We start from the raw sequence: 13,609 nt of genomic DNA on the forward strand, positions 1-13,609 counted from the left end.
TACCTCGGGGGAGACGGCGCGTTGCTTCAGGGCCTGGCGCCAGAGCTGGCCCAGCGCTGGATGCGATTGATGAGCTCGGGGTCCATGGGCCCGTCGGCGGGCATCCGCTGGTCCCGCACGGCGGCGGTGATGATGGGGGCGTTGGCGCGCCACAGCTCATAGCTGTCGAGCGAACGCGCCGCGCTGGCGCTGTTGTGGCAGTTGCGGCACCGCGACTCATGGATGGGACGGATGTCCTTGTCCCAGCTCAGCGGCCCCGACTGCAGCGGGGCGAAGTCGAAGGGCACCGAGCGCCGCGCCTCCGAGCCGTCCTCGTAGCGCGCCACCACGGACAGCACGTACCGGCCCGCCTCCAGCGTCGCGAACGAATAGGCGCGGTGCGAGCCGTCCGCCTCCAGCCCACCCAGGCTGTAGTCGGGCGCCTCCGTGGGAATCTCCGTGTTGCCCAGCGCGAAGGCCACGCTCGCGGGCGCCGGGCCCGGCGGCATCACCGCGCGCACCACCAGGCCGTCCTCCACGATGCGCATGCCCTGGAAGAGCCCCTGCAGGCGGGGCACCAGCACGCGGCTCAGCGCCAGCGACTGACCGCCGCGCTGCACCCAGAGGCAGCCGCTTTCGTCCAGCGCGAGGATCTGAAAGTCCCCCGTGGTGGCGTCCGAGGCCACGCTCCAGGTGTTGGCATCCGCGTCATGGAGGAGCAACGCGCTGCCGGCCCGCGCCCACAGGAAGCGGCCCGCGCCCACCAACTGGTCGGGCTGCTGCGCCAGCTCCACGCGGCGCCAGCCGTCCCGCGTCCGCCGCAGCAGGCCGTTGCTGGTGAGCGCCCACAGCTCACCGGCCGTGCCCACCGCGGGGCCAATGCCCGCCAAAGACTTGAGCGTCTCGCCTTCCTTCAGGGGCGCGGCCGTCGTGAGCACCCGGTAGTTCGTGGTGCTGAGGGCCACCGCGACGCCCAGCGTGTTCTCCCGCAGGTACCAGACGCCCGGCACGTTCTCCGGCGAGGGCGCCGCCGCCAGCGAGGTGATGCCCGTCAGCGACGCGCCGTCCACCTTCAGCTCGGCGAGCGTGCCCTCCTGGAGCCGGAACAGGCCCCGGGCGTGCGCCAGCCACACCGCGCCGTCCGCGGACTGCGCGGTGGTGACGACGCCCGGCCCCAGCGCCTCGCGCCAGGGCGGCTCGATGAGCCAGCCCGACTCCGCCAGGAAGAGGCCGTTCTGCGCCTCCACCAGCGCGCTGTGGGGCCCCAGGCGGAACACGCCGTTGATGGCGCCCGCCTCCGCCGTGTTGCCCGGGTGCGGAGACATCGCGCCCCGCGAGCCATCCAGCCGAAGCCGGACGAGCTCGCGTGAGGCGTTGGCGAAGATGCCGCCTCCCGACTGGTCCGCGAAGCCGGACACCGGGGCCAGGGCCGTGGTGGCCTGGACCTGGGCCGGCTGGAAGGGCGTCAGCTCGGGTGTGTCGAGCGGAAGCGTTCCGTCTTCTCCGCATGCCCCCAGGACCACGAGCGAGAGCAGGGAGAAGACGACGGAGGCGGAAGCCCTCGGTTGGATGCGCATGCGGGTGGACGGCTCAGGCGAGGATGGAACGCAAGGGTTCGACGCGGGTGATGCTGTAGTCCAGGTCGGCGGACGCCAGCACGGTGGCGATGACGTGCTCGGGGAGGATGTTCTCGCCGTTCGGGTCCGACGCGCCGGTGCGCAGGTCGAAGGTGCCCGGCGCCATGCCGATGTCGCCGCTGCGGCCGTACACGAAGTTGTGCTTCACGCCGGCGCCCATCAGCAGCGCGGAGTTGCTCAGGTGGTGGTCACGGCCACCGGAGCTGTTGATGAGCGGCGTGCGGGAGAACTCGGAGAACACCATGATGGTGGTGTGGTCCATGAAGTTGCCGCCCGACGGGTGCGCGCTGGCCCGCAGGTCCTCCACCAGCATGGCCAGGGCGTCGAAGCCGCGGCGCTGGTTGTTCGCCTGCGTGAGCTGGCTGCCGAAGTGGGTGTCCAGGCCGCCCGTGAGGTTGATGGTCACGCACTGGGCGATGCCCTTCTTCAGCGCGGTGGCCACCGTGGCGGCGCGGCCGCGCTCACCGTTCACGTCGTTGATGTTGGCCAGGTTGTACTGCGAACGGATGGCCGCCATCTCCCGGCCGTGCGGCTGGCTGGCCGCGGCCAGGAAGTCGAACGAGAGGTCCAGGCCCTGCGACTGGATGAGCCGCATCTGCTCCTGGCTGTTCGCGTACGTGGTGCCCACGCCGCGCGTGCCGTAGGCCGCCTGCTCGCAGTTGAGCGGCTGGCCGCGGAAGTCGAGGAGCTGCTTCTCGATTTCGCTGTCCAGCGCGTCCGCGCTGCCCTTGAGCGTCAGCAGCAGGTCGTCCCGGCGGCTGACGCGCAGCGCGTTGGCGTAACCGCCGTAGCGGTCGTTGTACGACTCCACGTTGTAGGAGATGGACGCGATGGGCACGCGCGGCTTCATCTGCCCCACGATTTCCGTGGCCGTGGAGGACCCACGCGCCGCGCTGCCAATGGGCATCTTCCCGGTGAGGAAGTAGCGGTAGCCCACCTCGTGGCCCAGCGTGTTCATGTTGATGCCGCGCACCACCGTCATCAAGTCGTAGTGGGCGGCCAGCCGGGTGCCCACCGCGGGACCGAAGTCGATGTTGGAGCGGCCCGCGCCCGCGCGCTCGGCGGGGATGAGCGGCCGGGACTCGAAGCGCGAGTCGTTGATCTGGTCGTAGCCCGGGAGGATTTTCGTCTCCGAGGCGCGGTCCGCGGTGAACTCCGTCGGGTCCCTCGGGTCGAAGGCCAGGAGCTGGTCCCATCCACCGTTGAAGTAGACGAAGACGAAGCAGCGGTCCGCGGGTGCCATCTCCGCGGCCTGCGCGAAGGCGCGGAAAGGCAGGCCTCCCAGCAGGGTGGAGCCCATGAAGCCCGCGGTGGCCTTGAGGAACGTGCGGCGGCCGTGGGAGCAGTTCTCGTCGTGGCGGTTCTTCTTCATCGCTGTCACTCCGAGCGTCAGTAGGTGATGAAGCGCGGGTCGGTCAGCATGGCGATACACACCACGGCCAACGTCTCATGGCGCTTGGAAGCAGGAAGGGTCTTCACCCGGGCCGCGGCCTGCGTGAAGAAGGACGTCCACTTCGTCAGCTCCTCGCCAGCCAGCGGAGAGCCCCAGAAGCGCGTGGACATGTAGACGAGCTGCGCGCGCACTTCCGCGTCCGTCATCAGCGTCAGGTCGACCCACGTCTCCGGCATCAGCCGGCCCAGGGTGCGCGCCGACGGGTCCGTCATCCGGAGCTCGGCGTTGGCCTGATTGAGACACACCTTGCGCGCGCCGTCCTCCAGGAACTTGGCGAACACGAGGTTGGGCTCGGTGTTCTCGCTCACCACCAGGGCGTAGTCCGCGCGCCCCATGGAGGTGGCGCGCGAGTCCAGCTCCGTCCAGCGCTGCCCCACCGCCTCGATGATGGCAGCATCCAACTGGGACACGGTGAGCCGGCGGGGCGCGCGGCCCACGCTGCCCGCCTGGGCCTCCGGGTCCGGCAGGGGCATGAAGTCCCCCGGCTGGTGCGGGTTGGCGATGGGCTCGATGACGCCGTCCGAGGCCTGCGTGTCATCCTTCGTGCAACCGGTGGCCAGCGCGAGCAGCGCGGCGGTCAAGACGAGGCGGCGCATCAGTCAATCCTCCGGTAGGCGTCGGACGTCACCACGCGCTCGATGAGCGCCTTGAGGCGGTGGCCATTGCGCGCGAAGTCCTGGGCGAACGGCGCCAGGTACATGCGCTGCTCCTCCGCCGTCATCGGGCGGCCCAGGAACTCGTTCCAGATGCGCTTCACCGTGCAGCGCTCGAGGTCACCCGACTGGAGCATCTTCTGCACCAGCAGCGCGGGACCGGCCTCGATGTTCTGCTCCTCGTCCGACGTGCGGTACAGGTACGTCTTGAGCATGCCCAGGCTGCTGGCGCCATCGCCGTCGTAGGCCTGCATGATGTACTGGCTGCACTCGCCGCCGCAGTTGGTGTCGCCGTTGAGGGCGCAGTCCCGGCACTTCGGGTCGAAGCGGGGGAACTGGTCGGCGGCCAGGAACTGCGCGGAGCGCTCCGCGTAGCGGCCCCAGTGCGCGCCCGTGGGCTCGATGGTGGCGTGGCAGTAGTTGCAGCCGCAGCGCACCGCCAGGTTGTTCTCGCGGTTGCAGGCGTCCTCGGGCGCCGGCGACGAGGCCCCCGTCGGCGGAGCGAACGTCTTGCAGAGGAAGGCCTCGTAGAAGTGACTCACACGCGCGCGGTGCGTGGGGAACCGGTAGAGGTAGGACGGCGTGGTGAGCACGCCCGCGTGCCCCTCGGCCCGCGTGTACTCCACCCAGGCGTCCGACTCATTGAAGGGCACCGTGGGCACCGCGCCCTTGGAGGCGGGCGTCGTCACGTTGAAGACGCCCACGCCCTGCTCGTCGCGGAAGTACGAGGAGAGGGTGCCGTTCACGAACGAGCGGCGCGTGGTGAGGATGTTGAAGTAGGGCTCGTCGCGCTGCACCACCGCCTCGGCGATGCGCAGGGGCTCGTCATTGAAGGCGGCCACGCGGAGGGTGTGCACGTCGCGGATGTTCTGCGCGGCGATGGCGGGCACCTCGCAGCGGCGCATGCCCACGCCGCAGCCGCAGCTTCGGTCTCCCGAGAAGCGGGACGTCTCACAGGACGCCATCGACCACGGGTTGTGGTTGCGCTCCTGCGCGTCAATGGCGCACACCTTGACGGTCTCCGGCGTCAGCTCCGTGGCCCAGTACGGCGCGGGCTTGTTCACGAAGCCCTCGCGCAGCACACAGCCGCGCTGCACGCCGTAGTTGCCCTTGAGGCCGTTGCGCAGCTCCAGGTCCAGCGTGCAGCGCTTCAGCTCGGTGAGCGCCGGCCGGGAGTCCGGGTTCGGGTGCGTGAAGGCCACCACGCGCGTGCCACTCATCTGCTCCACCGTCAGCGCCGAGGTGGTCGCCTTGGCGGGGTCCGGCAGGCAGATGAAGGCCCCAGCGCTGGCGCCCGAGCCACGCTGGTCGCAGAAGAAGAGGTACTTGTGCTGCGGGTGGCTGGTGTTCTGCAGGTCCGTGCAGCGGGCCGTGCCCTCCGACGTGGTCGGCTGGAGCGCCGTGCAGGCATAGAAGTTGGTGTCGTAGTCGTAGCTGACGGCCAGCGGGACGCCGTACTCGTCGTGGCAGCTCGTCCGAGGTTGCGCCGTCAGCGGCGCGGCATGTGCGTCCGGCTGCGCGGCGGTGAGACACTCGCTCTGCGCGATGTCGGAATTACACGTCGCGCCATTCGCGCCGCGCAGCGTCGCCGCGGGATTGCCCGCGACGCCATAAGCCGTGGCGATACCGTTTCCGGTGACCCGCGAGTTCTGATTGTTGTTGAGGCTGCTGGAGAGGTTCGAGCGCAGCAGCGACCGGTGGTAGCTCCGGATGCGCGCGTTGAACTCTTCCTTCGTCATCATCGCGCGGATGTCTTCCGCGTCGATGGAGCCCTTGGCCTGGGCGGCCTGGTACTCCTCATAGGTGGGCGGGCGGCCCAGCAAATCCAACGAAAGCTGCCTCAAATGCCGTTCCAGGGGCACCTTGGTGACCACTGGTGAACAGACAGCCTCCTCCTGAGCGGAGGCTGGCAAGGCCAGCAGCAAGGCGGCACTCGCCAGGTGGGCGAGGTAACGCACGCGGAGCACGGGGGACCTCCGGATGGGGGGGTCGGGGGAGACCGCTCTCAGTATGCAGGAATTACCGTTTCAAGATCCAGTAACGCCTAATGAAACATTTCATCCGACATGTAGGCTTTAGTAGTGTCAATACTTTAGGAAGGGTTGCAACGAAGCCCGGCCCGCGCGATAGGACGCACCATGTCGAACGCCGCCCCTGCCGCGCTTCAGCCCCGGGTGAGTGACCGGGCCTTCTTCATTTTCACCGCGGTGGTGTCCGCGCTCGCGCTGGCCTTCATTGGCTGGATTCTGATGGTGCGCAACGCGGGTCCGGCGGAGGGCGTGAATCTGCGCTTCCTCCCAGCGGTGAACGCGGGGCTCAATGCTACCGCCGCGGTGCTGCTCATGGGCGGCTGGTTGGCCATCAAGCGGGGCGCGCGGCAGGTCCACCAATACCTGATGGTGTCTGCCTTCACGGCGTCCGCCATCTTCCTGGTGGGCTACCTCGCCTACCACTTCGTGCATGGCGACACGCGTTACGTGGGCGACTGGCGCGGGCTGTACCTGTGCATCCTGGCCAGCCACGTGCTGCTGTCCATGCCGGTGGTGCCCATGGCGCTGGTGGCCTTCTACTTCACGTGGCGCAAGGACTTCGCCCGGCACCGCAAGGTGACGCGGTGGCTGGCGCCCATCTGGGTCTACGTGTCGGTGACGGGCGTCGTCGTGTTCTTCATGCTGCGCGGCAGCGTCCCCGCCATTCCCTGAGCCACGCCGTCACGGCGTGGACGAGGTGGCGGGCAGGACGTCCGCTCCCGGCGCCTCCAACAGCGACGCGGCGCGGGGCAGCCTGACGATGAAGGTGGCGCCGCGCCCCTCCTGACTCTCCACCTGGATGGTGCCGCCGTGCAGCACCACCAGGCGGCGGGCGCTGGCCAGGCCCACCCCGCTGCCGGTGACGCCGGGCGACACGTTCCGGCCGCGGCGGAAGCGCTCGAAGACGAAGGGCAGGTCCTCGGCGGGGATGCCCATGCCCTGGTCCTCCACCTGGACACTGACATGGCCCACGGGGTTGCCCGCCTCGGACGCCAGCGTCACGGTGACGGTGGTGCCTTCGGCGCTGTACTTCACCGCGTTGCCCAGCAGGTTCTCCAGCACGCGCTCCAGCGCGCGGGTGTCCCAGGCGCCGGTGAAGTCGCCGCCCTCCGCGTGCAGCACGAAGTGGTGACGGCCCGAGGCCTCCAGCGCATGCACCTTGGAGCGCACCAGCGCCAGCAGGTCCATGGGCTCGCGGTTCAGCGGCTTCTCCTCGCTGCGCGTCGCGTCCAGGAACTGGTCGATGAGCTCGCCCATGCGGTGGGCCGCGCGGGTGATGTGCTCCAACCGTGACACCTGCGCCGCGCCGAGCTCGCTCTTCGCGAGCTGGCGCTGCAACAACTGCGCATTGAGCGTCATGATTTGCAGCGGGCCCTTGAGGTCATGCGTGGCCAGGGAGAACAGCTCGTCACGCACGGCCAAGGCCTCACGCGCGGCCCGCTCCGCGCGCTCCGTCTGGGCCCGGCGCTCCTCCAACTCGCGCGTCATGCGCACCGTGTCGACGGCGGCCTTGAGGCACCGGCGGAGCCGCTCCGCGCTGTAGGTATCCTTGACCAGGTAGTCCTGGGCCCCGGACTTCATCGCATCCACGGCGACGCGCTCGTTGCCGCTGCCGGTGAGCATCACCATCGCCGGGAGCGGCGCGCGCTCCTGGGCCTGGAGCTCGCGCAGCATCTCCAGCCCCGTCATCCCGGGCAGGTGGAAGTCGACGAGCACCACGTCCGGCGACTGCGAGAGGATGCGCGCCAGCGCCTCTTCGGCCGACGACACCGCCTCCAGCGTCCAGGACTGTTCCTCGTCCCGCTCCAGGGCCCGGCGCACGGCGAACCGGTCCGCCGGGCTGTCGTCCACGAGCAGGACACGCAGGACCTGGCTCATGTCGCCGCTCCTGTCTCCTCGGGCAGCCGCGCGGCGGAGAGCCAGAAGGCCTGGAGCGCCCGGGCCGTGGCTTCGAGCGCTTCCCCGGGCTCGGGCTTGAACAGGTAGCTGTTGGCGCCATCCAGATAGGCGCCTTCGACGTCCTCCGGGTCTTCCGAGGACGAGAAGATGATGACCGGGATGCGGCGCAGCTTGGGGTCGGCCTTGAGCTGGGCCAGGACTTCACGCCCGCTCATGCCAGGCATGTGCAAATCCAAGAGCACCAGGGCCGGCCGGGAAGCCCCCGCGTACGCGCCGCGGCCGTACAGATAATCCAACGCGCTTTCGCCATCGCTCACGCGGATGACCGAGACAGGCACATCCAACCGGCTGGCGATGCGCTCCAGGGCGACCGCGTCCGCGTCGCTGTCCTCCACCAGGAGCACGGGGCGGTGCAAGCTCATGCCGGACCTCGCCCCAGGGTGAAATAGAACGTGGCGCCCTGCCCCGGCGAGGAGTCGACCCAGAGCTCGCCACCGTGCAACCGCACCAGCCGGCGCGCGATGGCCAGCCCCGCCCCTGTCCCGCCCCCGTAGGCCTGCACGGGGTGCAGCCGGCGGAACATGTCGAAGATGGCCTCGTGGAACCGCGAGGCGATGCCAATGCCGGGGTCCTTCACGAAGAAAACGTAGGGAGCGTCGTGCCGTGCCGCCGCCCCGGTCCGCTCCTCGCCCGGCCCGAAGTATCCCAGCTCCACCCAGTGCGGGGTTTGGGCCTGGTACTTGGCCGCGTTCGACAGCAGGTTCTCCCAGACCTGCCGGATGCGAACGTCATCACACGCGACGCGAGGCAGGCGGCGGGGCTGGCGCACCTCCACCTTCCCCTCTACGAGCCGGGGAGACACGACGGCGAGCGCCTCCTCCACCAGCGCGTGCATGTCCACCTCGTGCCAGGCCAGCTCGATGCGGCCCAGCCGGCTGTATTCGAAGAGGTCCTCCAGCAACGACTGCGCGCGGCGCGCGAGCCACCCCACCGCCTGGAGCTGCTCACGGCTGTCATTGGCGAGCGACGCGCCATGGTCCTCCAGGAAGAAGGACGTGTACTGCTGGATGCCGCGCAGCGGCTCTCGCAGGTCGTGCCCCACCGTGCCGCTGAAGGACTCCAGCTCCGCGTTGGAGCGCGCCAGCGCCCGGGACACCCGGGACAACTCCACCGCGTGACGGAGCACCACGCCGACCAGGGCGCCCTGGAAGGACTCCGCCGCCTCCACATCCGCGGAGGACCACGGGACGCTCGCGCCCCGGACCTCCTCCCGCCACGCCTCGAAGGAGGCGCGAGGATGCAGCCGCGTGTGGCCCGGCTCGGGTCGCGCGGGCTTGTTCGGATTGCCTGCCCAGGCGACGGTGCGCGCCACCTCGGGACGGAACCAGAAGACGAAGCGCGGGGCCTGTGGATCCAACCGGACCGACAGCAGGCCCGCGGCCACGTCCGCGCGTCCGGCCAGCGGAGGATGCAAGGTCTCCAGGCGCTCGGTGTGCACCGTGGTGCTCGCGCCTGGCATCTCCGCGAGCCGCGAGGCCAACGCCAACACCTCTTCACGAGAAGGCGTCCGGCCCAGGAGGACGGGCTGTTCGCCCTGCTCCAGTTCGAGGCTCTCTCCCAACAAGAGCGCCACGCCCGTCGCCCCCGTGAGCTCCATCAGCAACGCGCCGTTCGCCTTGAGCGCGGCGGGCAGCGAGGTGCCCTCTCCCAGCCCCGACACGAGCCGGGCCAGCAGCGTCGCCCGGCGCGCGTGGGCGGTCGCATCCGCCCCGCGCTCCTCCGCGCCGAGTTGGAGCGCCAACATCCGCGCGAGCACCTCACAGGCCTGACGCCGGGCGGCGGACACGAGGCGCGGCGCGTGATGGTGGCAGGCCATGAGGCCCCACAACTCACCGTCCTTCAACAACGACACGGAGAAGGACGCGCCCACGCCCATGTTGCGCAGATACTCGAGGTGAATCTCGGACACGCTGCGCAGCGCGGCCCCGGACAGGTCCAATGGCTGTCCCGTCCCGGGCAGCGTGGGCGGCACCATCCCCACCGGCCGTGCCTGGACGTCCGCGATGAGCCGCAGGGGATTGCGCCGGTACAACGCCCTTGCCTGAACGGGGATGTCGCTGGCCGGGTAGTGCAGGCCCATGAAGCTCTCCACGCCCTCGGCGAGGCTCTCCGCCACCACCTCGCCGTGCCAGTCCGCGTGGAAGCGGTACACCATGACGCGGTCGAAGCCGATGAGCGCGCGCACGCCATCCGCCGCGCGCTGCAACAGCGAGGAGGCGCCGCGCACCTGCCCCAGCGGCGACACCAACGCGTGAATGGCGCTCAGCGCGGCCTCGTCCGCCTGGGCCATGGCCTCCGTGAGCGGCTCCAACTCCAGCACCTGCAGGCCGTCGCTGGCATGGAGCAACGCGGAACACGCACGGCCTCCGGCCTGGACGGCCACGGGCCCGATGAGGCTCTGCGCGCGCACCCGCCGCAACGCCGCTTCGTCGAGCACGGCGGTGATGGACTGGCCCCGCAGCGCGGAGGGCGGCTGCCCCAGCAGGGGCTCCGCGTTACCGCTCACCACCTCGATGCGCAACGTCTCCGGATGGAAGGCCACCAGCACACCATGGGGCTGGATGCCTCCCAGCAGGTGGATGGGCTCCCGGTCGCACTGCCCCAGGTCCAGGTCAGGCGGGGAGTGCGGCATGGGCCTGCTCCTGTCGCAGCCAGGCAGCGAAGGCATCAAAGGTGGCTTGCGCGGCCTGGATGGCGCGACCGTCGAAGGCGTCGTCCGCCGCGGACTCGGAGGCCTGGTTCACGGCGTCTCCGAAGGCGCGCCAGCGGGGCCCCACCGCGTCTCCGTACGCATTGAAGAAGGAGAACGTGGCCGGCGGTGATGCGCTTTCGAACTGGCGGCGCAGGTGCCGGAGGATGAGCTGGCCCCCCAGCGTGGAGCCCTCCAGCACGTAGAGGCACCCCAGGGCCTCCGGCAGGCCGGGCAGCGCCGGCAAAGCCTCACAACGGGGCAGCCGGGCGAGCGAGTGGGCGTCATGGCCAAACGCGCGCAGGTCCTCCTCCAGCAGCGATACCTTCCAGCGCTCCTGGATGGCGAGTCCCGCGAGTCGCTCCAGCGGCAGCGAGGCGAGTCTTGCCTCCAGCGGAGCGTAGAAGCCGAGCAGCGCTTCGAGGTGACGTCGGTACGCCGAGGGCGTCAGGTCCGCATCCATCAAGCGCACCTGTGCCTCGGTGCGCTCGTGGTGCGGGCGCGTTTCACTCTTCAGTCGCGGCATCAGGGCCAAGGTGACGACAACATGCCCCCATCACTCTGGGGAGGGAACCTGGAACTGTGGCCAAGTGTCCACCTCCCCACCCCTCGGGCGCCCTGGACACGGGCACCCGAGCCTCACCGGCAGAAGCCGCTGGGCAGGCACTGCTGCGAACCACCGCACTCCAGGTCCGTGGTCCAGCAGTTCGGTTGGCAGGCACCCGAGCCCGTGCCGTCGCTGTAGCAGACGTAGTCCGTGCGGCAGTCCCCCTGCCCCGTCCCCACCTGACGCGAGCAGGTGGCCAGACAGGCCTTGAGGCCCGTGGACGCATCCACGATGTAGCAACGCGAGCCCGCGGGGCAGGCCGAGCGGGTGCAGTCCATGGTGCAGTACCCACCCGGATAGTCCGTCACGCAAACGCCGTCCGGGCAGTCCGCGTTCGAGCGACACGTGCTGCCCACCACGAGCGCTGGGTCATCATCGATGGGCGCCAGCGGAATCAGGTCGAAGCTCACATCCGACAACGTTTCGCCCGTCTCCAACACCAAGGGCTCGAAGGCGTCCACGTTGCGCCAGTAGCCGGTGCGCTCGCCGTCCTCGAAGAAGTTGCCGTCATCGTCGTCATCGATGGTGGCCAGCGCGAAGTACGTCCGGGGCGCCAGGTTGATGCTGTACGCGTAGTTGGCCGAGGCGCGCGCCACGGTGATGGCGTCCTGCGACGTCTGCCACTCACCTCTCGCGTCCTGCCACACGAACGCGATGATCGCATCCCGGTCGCTGGACCCATTGCCCACCCCAATCTTCACCGCCACCGTCGCCGAGCCCGCGGTCCCCGAGCCCGCGAGGCTCAGGGGCACCACGGTGTCGCCCTGCGGCAGCCCCGAGGCGTTGACCTCCACGCTCAGTGACGCCGAGCCAAACGCGGGGACCCGCACCGTGTTCCCCTGCGGGAACGTCACCGCCGAGGCGTTGGCGCCGCTGACGCTGGCCGTCACCGTCAAGTCACCGCCGCGGTTGCCGCCCACGTTGCTCACGGTGAGCTGCTGCGTCCCGCTGCCCCGGAAGAACAGCGTGGACGTCGTCACGTTGAGCTGCGGGTCCAACGAGCCCGGGTCCACGTTGGCGATGCGCGCCAGCGCGGCACGTGCGTTGACGAGCCCCGCGCCGCACCCCTCCGGGCACTGCGCACTGGTCAGCGGCGTGGCGGTGGCCTTGAGCGTGCTCTCCGCCACCGCGGCCGTCAGGTTCGGCTGCGCCGCCATCATCAGCGCCACCACGCCCGCGACGTGGGGCGCGGCCATGCTGGTGCCTTGCGAGAAGGCATAGGCGGGCTGTCCGTTGTCATCCAGCACCGTGGACAGCACGCCGTCCGGATAGCCGTCGCCGTTCAGGTCCTCGCGCATCTCACCGCCGGAGGCCATCACGTCCACGTCGGCGCCGAAGTTGGAGAAGCTGCTGCGCCGCCCGGCCAGGCTGGTGGAGCCCACGCAGATGACGTTCTGCTGGTTGCACGGGGTGGTGTTGCGCGCGTTCACATTCTCATTGCCCGCCGCGACGACGAAGATGGCGCCACGGCCCACCGCCGCGTCGATGGCGTCCTGATAGAGCGCCTGCGGTGGCGCGGCGCCGCCCAGGCTCATGTTCACCACCTTCGCGGGATTGGGATTGGGCGGCACGCCCGGCACGGTGCCGCCCGTGGCCCAGGTGATGCCCGCGGCGATGTCGAAAGCGGTGCCGCCCTTGCGCCCCAGCACTCGCACCGGGAGCAGCTTCGCGCCCCACGCCACGCCCGCGACGCCCACTTCGTTGTTCGTGTCGGCGGAGATGGTGCCCGCCACATGCGAGCCATGCCACGACGAGCCGCCGTTGGGCGCATCGCCGCCTTCATCCCGAGGGTTGTTGTCCCGGCCGTCGCCGTCGCCCGCGTTCTCCGGGTCCGAAATCATGTCGTAGCCCGGCAGCACGTTCGCGTTCAGGTCCGGGTGGGAGACGATGCCGCTGTCGAGGACGGCCACCACCACGCTCGACGCGTCCTGCACCAGGTCCCACGCGGCCGGCAGGTTGAGCGTGGGGTAGTGCCACTGAAGGCTGTAGCCCCGGTCGTTCGGCGCGGCCATGCCGTGCATCCGCGCGTTGCGGACCGCGTAACGCACACCGGGCACCTGCGCGAGCTGGGACACCCACTCCTGCGTCTTCGCCACCGTCACGGCCTTGCCGTCCAGGGCCTCGTAGCCCACCAGGTGCAGGTACTCGCTGGCGTAGCCCTTGTGGACCGCGCGGAAGCCCGGGCGCCTCACCCGCTCCAGCACACGCTCTGGCGACAGGCCCGCTTCCTCGAAGCGCAGGATGAGGTCCCCGGGAATCGTGGCGTCCTCGCTCGACGTGAGCTCGCGCGGCGCGGCGGGCGGCTCGGCCTGAACGATGGGGAGCCCAGGCACCTTCCGCGCCTCACGCATGCGGCCGGCGTGGTGCTCGCGCAGCGTCTGCTTCAGCTTCTCCAATTCCCCGGCCCGGAAGGGCGACCGCACTGTCCGGGGAACATCCCCTTCGGTGGACCGCTCACTGCTGCGGAAGGGCGTCAGCACGCCCCGGATGCGGCCCCCGGACGGCGTTGGCTCGTCCCGTGGCTCCTCGTCCCCAGAGCAGGAGGTGGCGGAGAGCAGCAACAGACTCAGCAGCAGCAGGCGACACATGCGGACGACCCCTC

At 70.0% G+C, this 13,609-nt stretch carries 10 protein-coding genes; 1 reads left to right on the forward strand and 9 read right to left on the reverse strand.

Annotated features, from left to right (window positions below; translation table 11 throughout):
* Nucleotides 1-26 precede the first annotated feature (26 nt).
* The 4 genes from A176_RS28915 to A176_RS28930 are packed head-to-tail and all read right to left on the reverse strand — an operon-like array spanning nt 27 to nt 5,689.
* Nucleotides 27-1,556, reverse strand: coding sequence for a beta propeller repeat protein (locus A176_RS28915; RefSeq protein WP_002638365.1), 1,530 nt, complete (start codon nt 1,554-1,556; stop codon nt 27-29).
* Nucleotides 1,557-1,569: 13 nt separating this feature from the next.
* Nucleotides 1,570-2,988, reverse strand: coding sequence for a DUF1501 domain-containing protein (locus A176_RS28920; protein ID WP_002638364.1), 1,419 nt, complete (start codon nt 2,986-2,988; stop codon nt 1,570-1,572).
* Between the two features lie 17 nt (nt 2,989-3,005).
* The gene (locus A176_RS28925) at nt 3,006-3,665 is read right to left on the reverse strand and encodes a hypothetical protein (protein ID WP_002638363.1); all 660 of its coding nucleotides are present in this window, start codon (nt 3,663-3,665) and stop codon (nt 3,006-3,008) included.
* A complete protein-coding gene (locus tag A176_RS28930; protein WP_002638362.1) occupies nt 3,665-5,689 on the reverse strand; it encodes a DUF1585 domain-containing protein in 2,025 nt (674 codons plus the stop codon). Before A176_RS28930 ends, A176_RS28925 begins: the two co-directional genes overlap by 1 nt.
* Nucleotides 5,690-5,860: 171 nt before the next feature.
* On the opposite strand from A176_RS28930, the gene A176_RS28935 reads away from it, so the two are divergent.
* Nucleotides 5,861-6,424 (forward strand): DUF420 domain-containing protein, encoded by a 564-nt coding sequence (locus A176_RS28935; protein WP_002638361.1) that lies wholly within the window; start codon nt 5,861-5,863, stop codon nt 6,422-6,424.
* A gap of 9 nt (nt 6,425-6,433) precedes the next feature.
* On the opposite strand, the gene A176_RS28940 is transcribed toward A176_RS28935, so the two are convergent.
* The 5 genes from A176_RS28940 to A176_RS28960 form a co-directional block, all read right to left on the reverse strand.
* On the reverse strand, nt 6,434-7,630 hold the full coding sequence (locus A176_RS28940) for a hybrid sensor histidine kinase/response regulator (protein ID WP_002638360.1): 1,197 nt from the start codon (nt 7,628-7,630) through the stop codon (nt 6,434-6,436).
* The gene (locus A176_RS28945; protein WP_021780996.1) at nt 7,627-8,073 is read right to left on the reverse strand and encodes a response regulator; all 447 of its coding nucleotides are present in this window, start codon (nt 8,071-8,073) and stop codon (nt 7,627-7,629) included. Before A176_RS28945 ends, A176_RS28940 begins: the two co-directional genes overlap by 4 nt.
* Nucleotides 8,070-10,343 (reverse strand): ATP-binding protein, encoded by a 2,274-nt coding sequence (locus tag A176_RS28950; protein ID WP_002638358.1) that lies wholly within the window; start codon nt 10,341-10,343, stop codon nt 8,070-8,072. Before A176_RS28950 ends, A176_RS28945 begins: the two co-directional genes overlap by 4 nt.
* Nucleotides 10,324-10,926 (reverse strand): biliverdin-producing heme oxygenase, encoded by a 603-nt coding sequence (locus tag A176_RS28955; RefSeq protein WP_021780995.1) that lies wholly within the window; start codon nt 10,924-10,926, stop codon nt 10,324-10,326. The genes A176_RS28950 and A176_RS28955 overlap by 20 nt, the downstream gene beginning before the upstream one ends.
* A 113-nt stretch (nt 10,927-11,039) precedes the next feature.
* The gene (locus A176_RS28960) at nt 11,040-13,595 is read right to left on the reverse strand and encodes a S8 family peptidase (RefSeq protein ID WP_002638356.1); all 2,556 of its coding nucleotides are present in this window, start codon (nt 13,593-13,595) and stop codon (nt 11,040-11,042) included.
* Nucleotides 13,596-13,609 lie beyond the last annotated feature (14 nt).

It is taken from the genome of Myxococcus hansupus, assembly GCF_000280925.3.
In the GTDB taxonomy this organism is placed as follows: domain Bacteria; phylum Myxococcota; class Myxococcia; order Myxococcales; family Myxococcaceae; genus Myxococcus; species Myxococcus hansupus.

Coding starts and splice junctions, on each gene's coding strand:
- A176_RS28915 (WP_002638365.1), bottom strand. CDS start 1,556: ATGCGCATCCAACCGAGGGCTTCCGCCTCCGTCGTCTTCTCCCTGCTC.
- A176_RS28920 (WP_002638364.1), bottom strand. CDS start 2,988: ATGAAGAAGAACCGCCACGACGAGAACTGCTCCCACGGCCGCCGCACG.
- A176_RS28925 (WP_002638363.1), bottom strand. CDS start 3,665: ATGCGCCGCCTCGTCTTGACCGCCGCGCTGCTCGCGCTGGCCACCGGT.
- A176_RS28935 (WP_002638361.1), top strand. CDS start 5,861: ATGTCGAACGCCGCCCCTGCCGCGCTTCAGCCCCGGGTGAGTGACCGG.
- A176_RS28940 (WP_002638360.1), bottom strand. CDS start 7,630: ATGAGCCAGGTCCTGCGTGTCCTGCTCGTGGACGACAGCCCGGCGGAC.
- A176_RS28945 (WP_021780996.1), bottom strand. CDS start 8,073: ATGAGCTTGCACCGCCCCGTGCTCCTGGTGGAGGACAGCGACGCGGAC.
- A176_RS28950 (WP_002638358.1), bottom strand. CDS start 10,343: ATGCCGCACTCCCCGCCTGACCTGGACCTGGGGCAGTGCGACCGGGAG.
- A176_RS28955 (WP_021780995.1), bottom strand. CDS start 10,926: ATGCCGCGACTGAAGAGTGAAACGCGCCCGCACCACGAGCGCACCGAG.
- A176_RS28960 (WP_002638356.1), bottom strand. CDS start 13,595: ATGTGTCGCCTGCTGCTGCTGAGTCTGTTGCTGCTCTCCGCCACCTCC.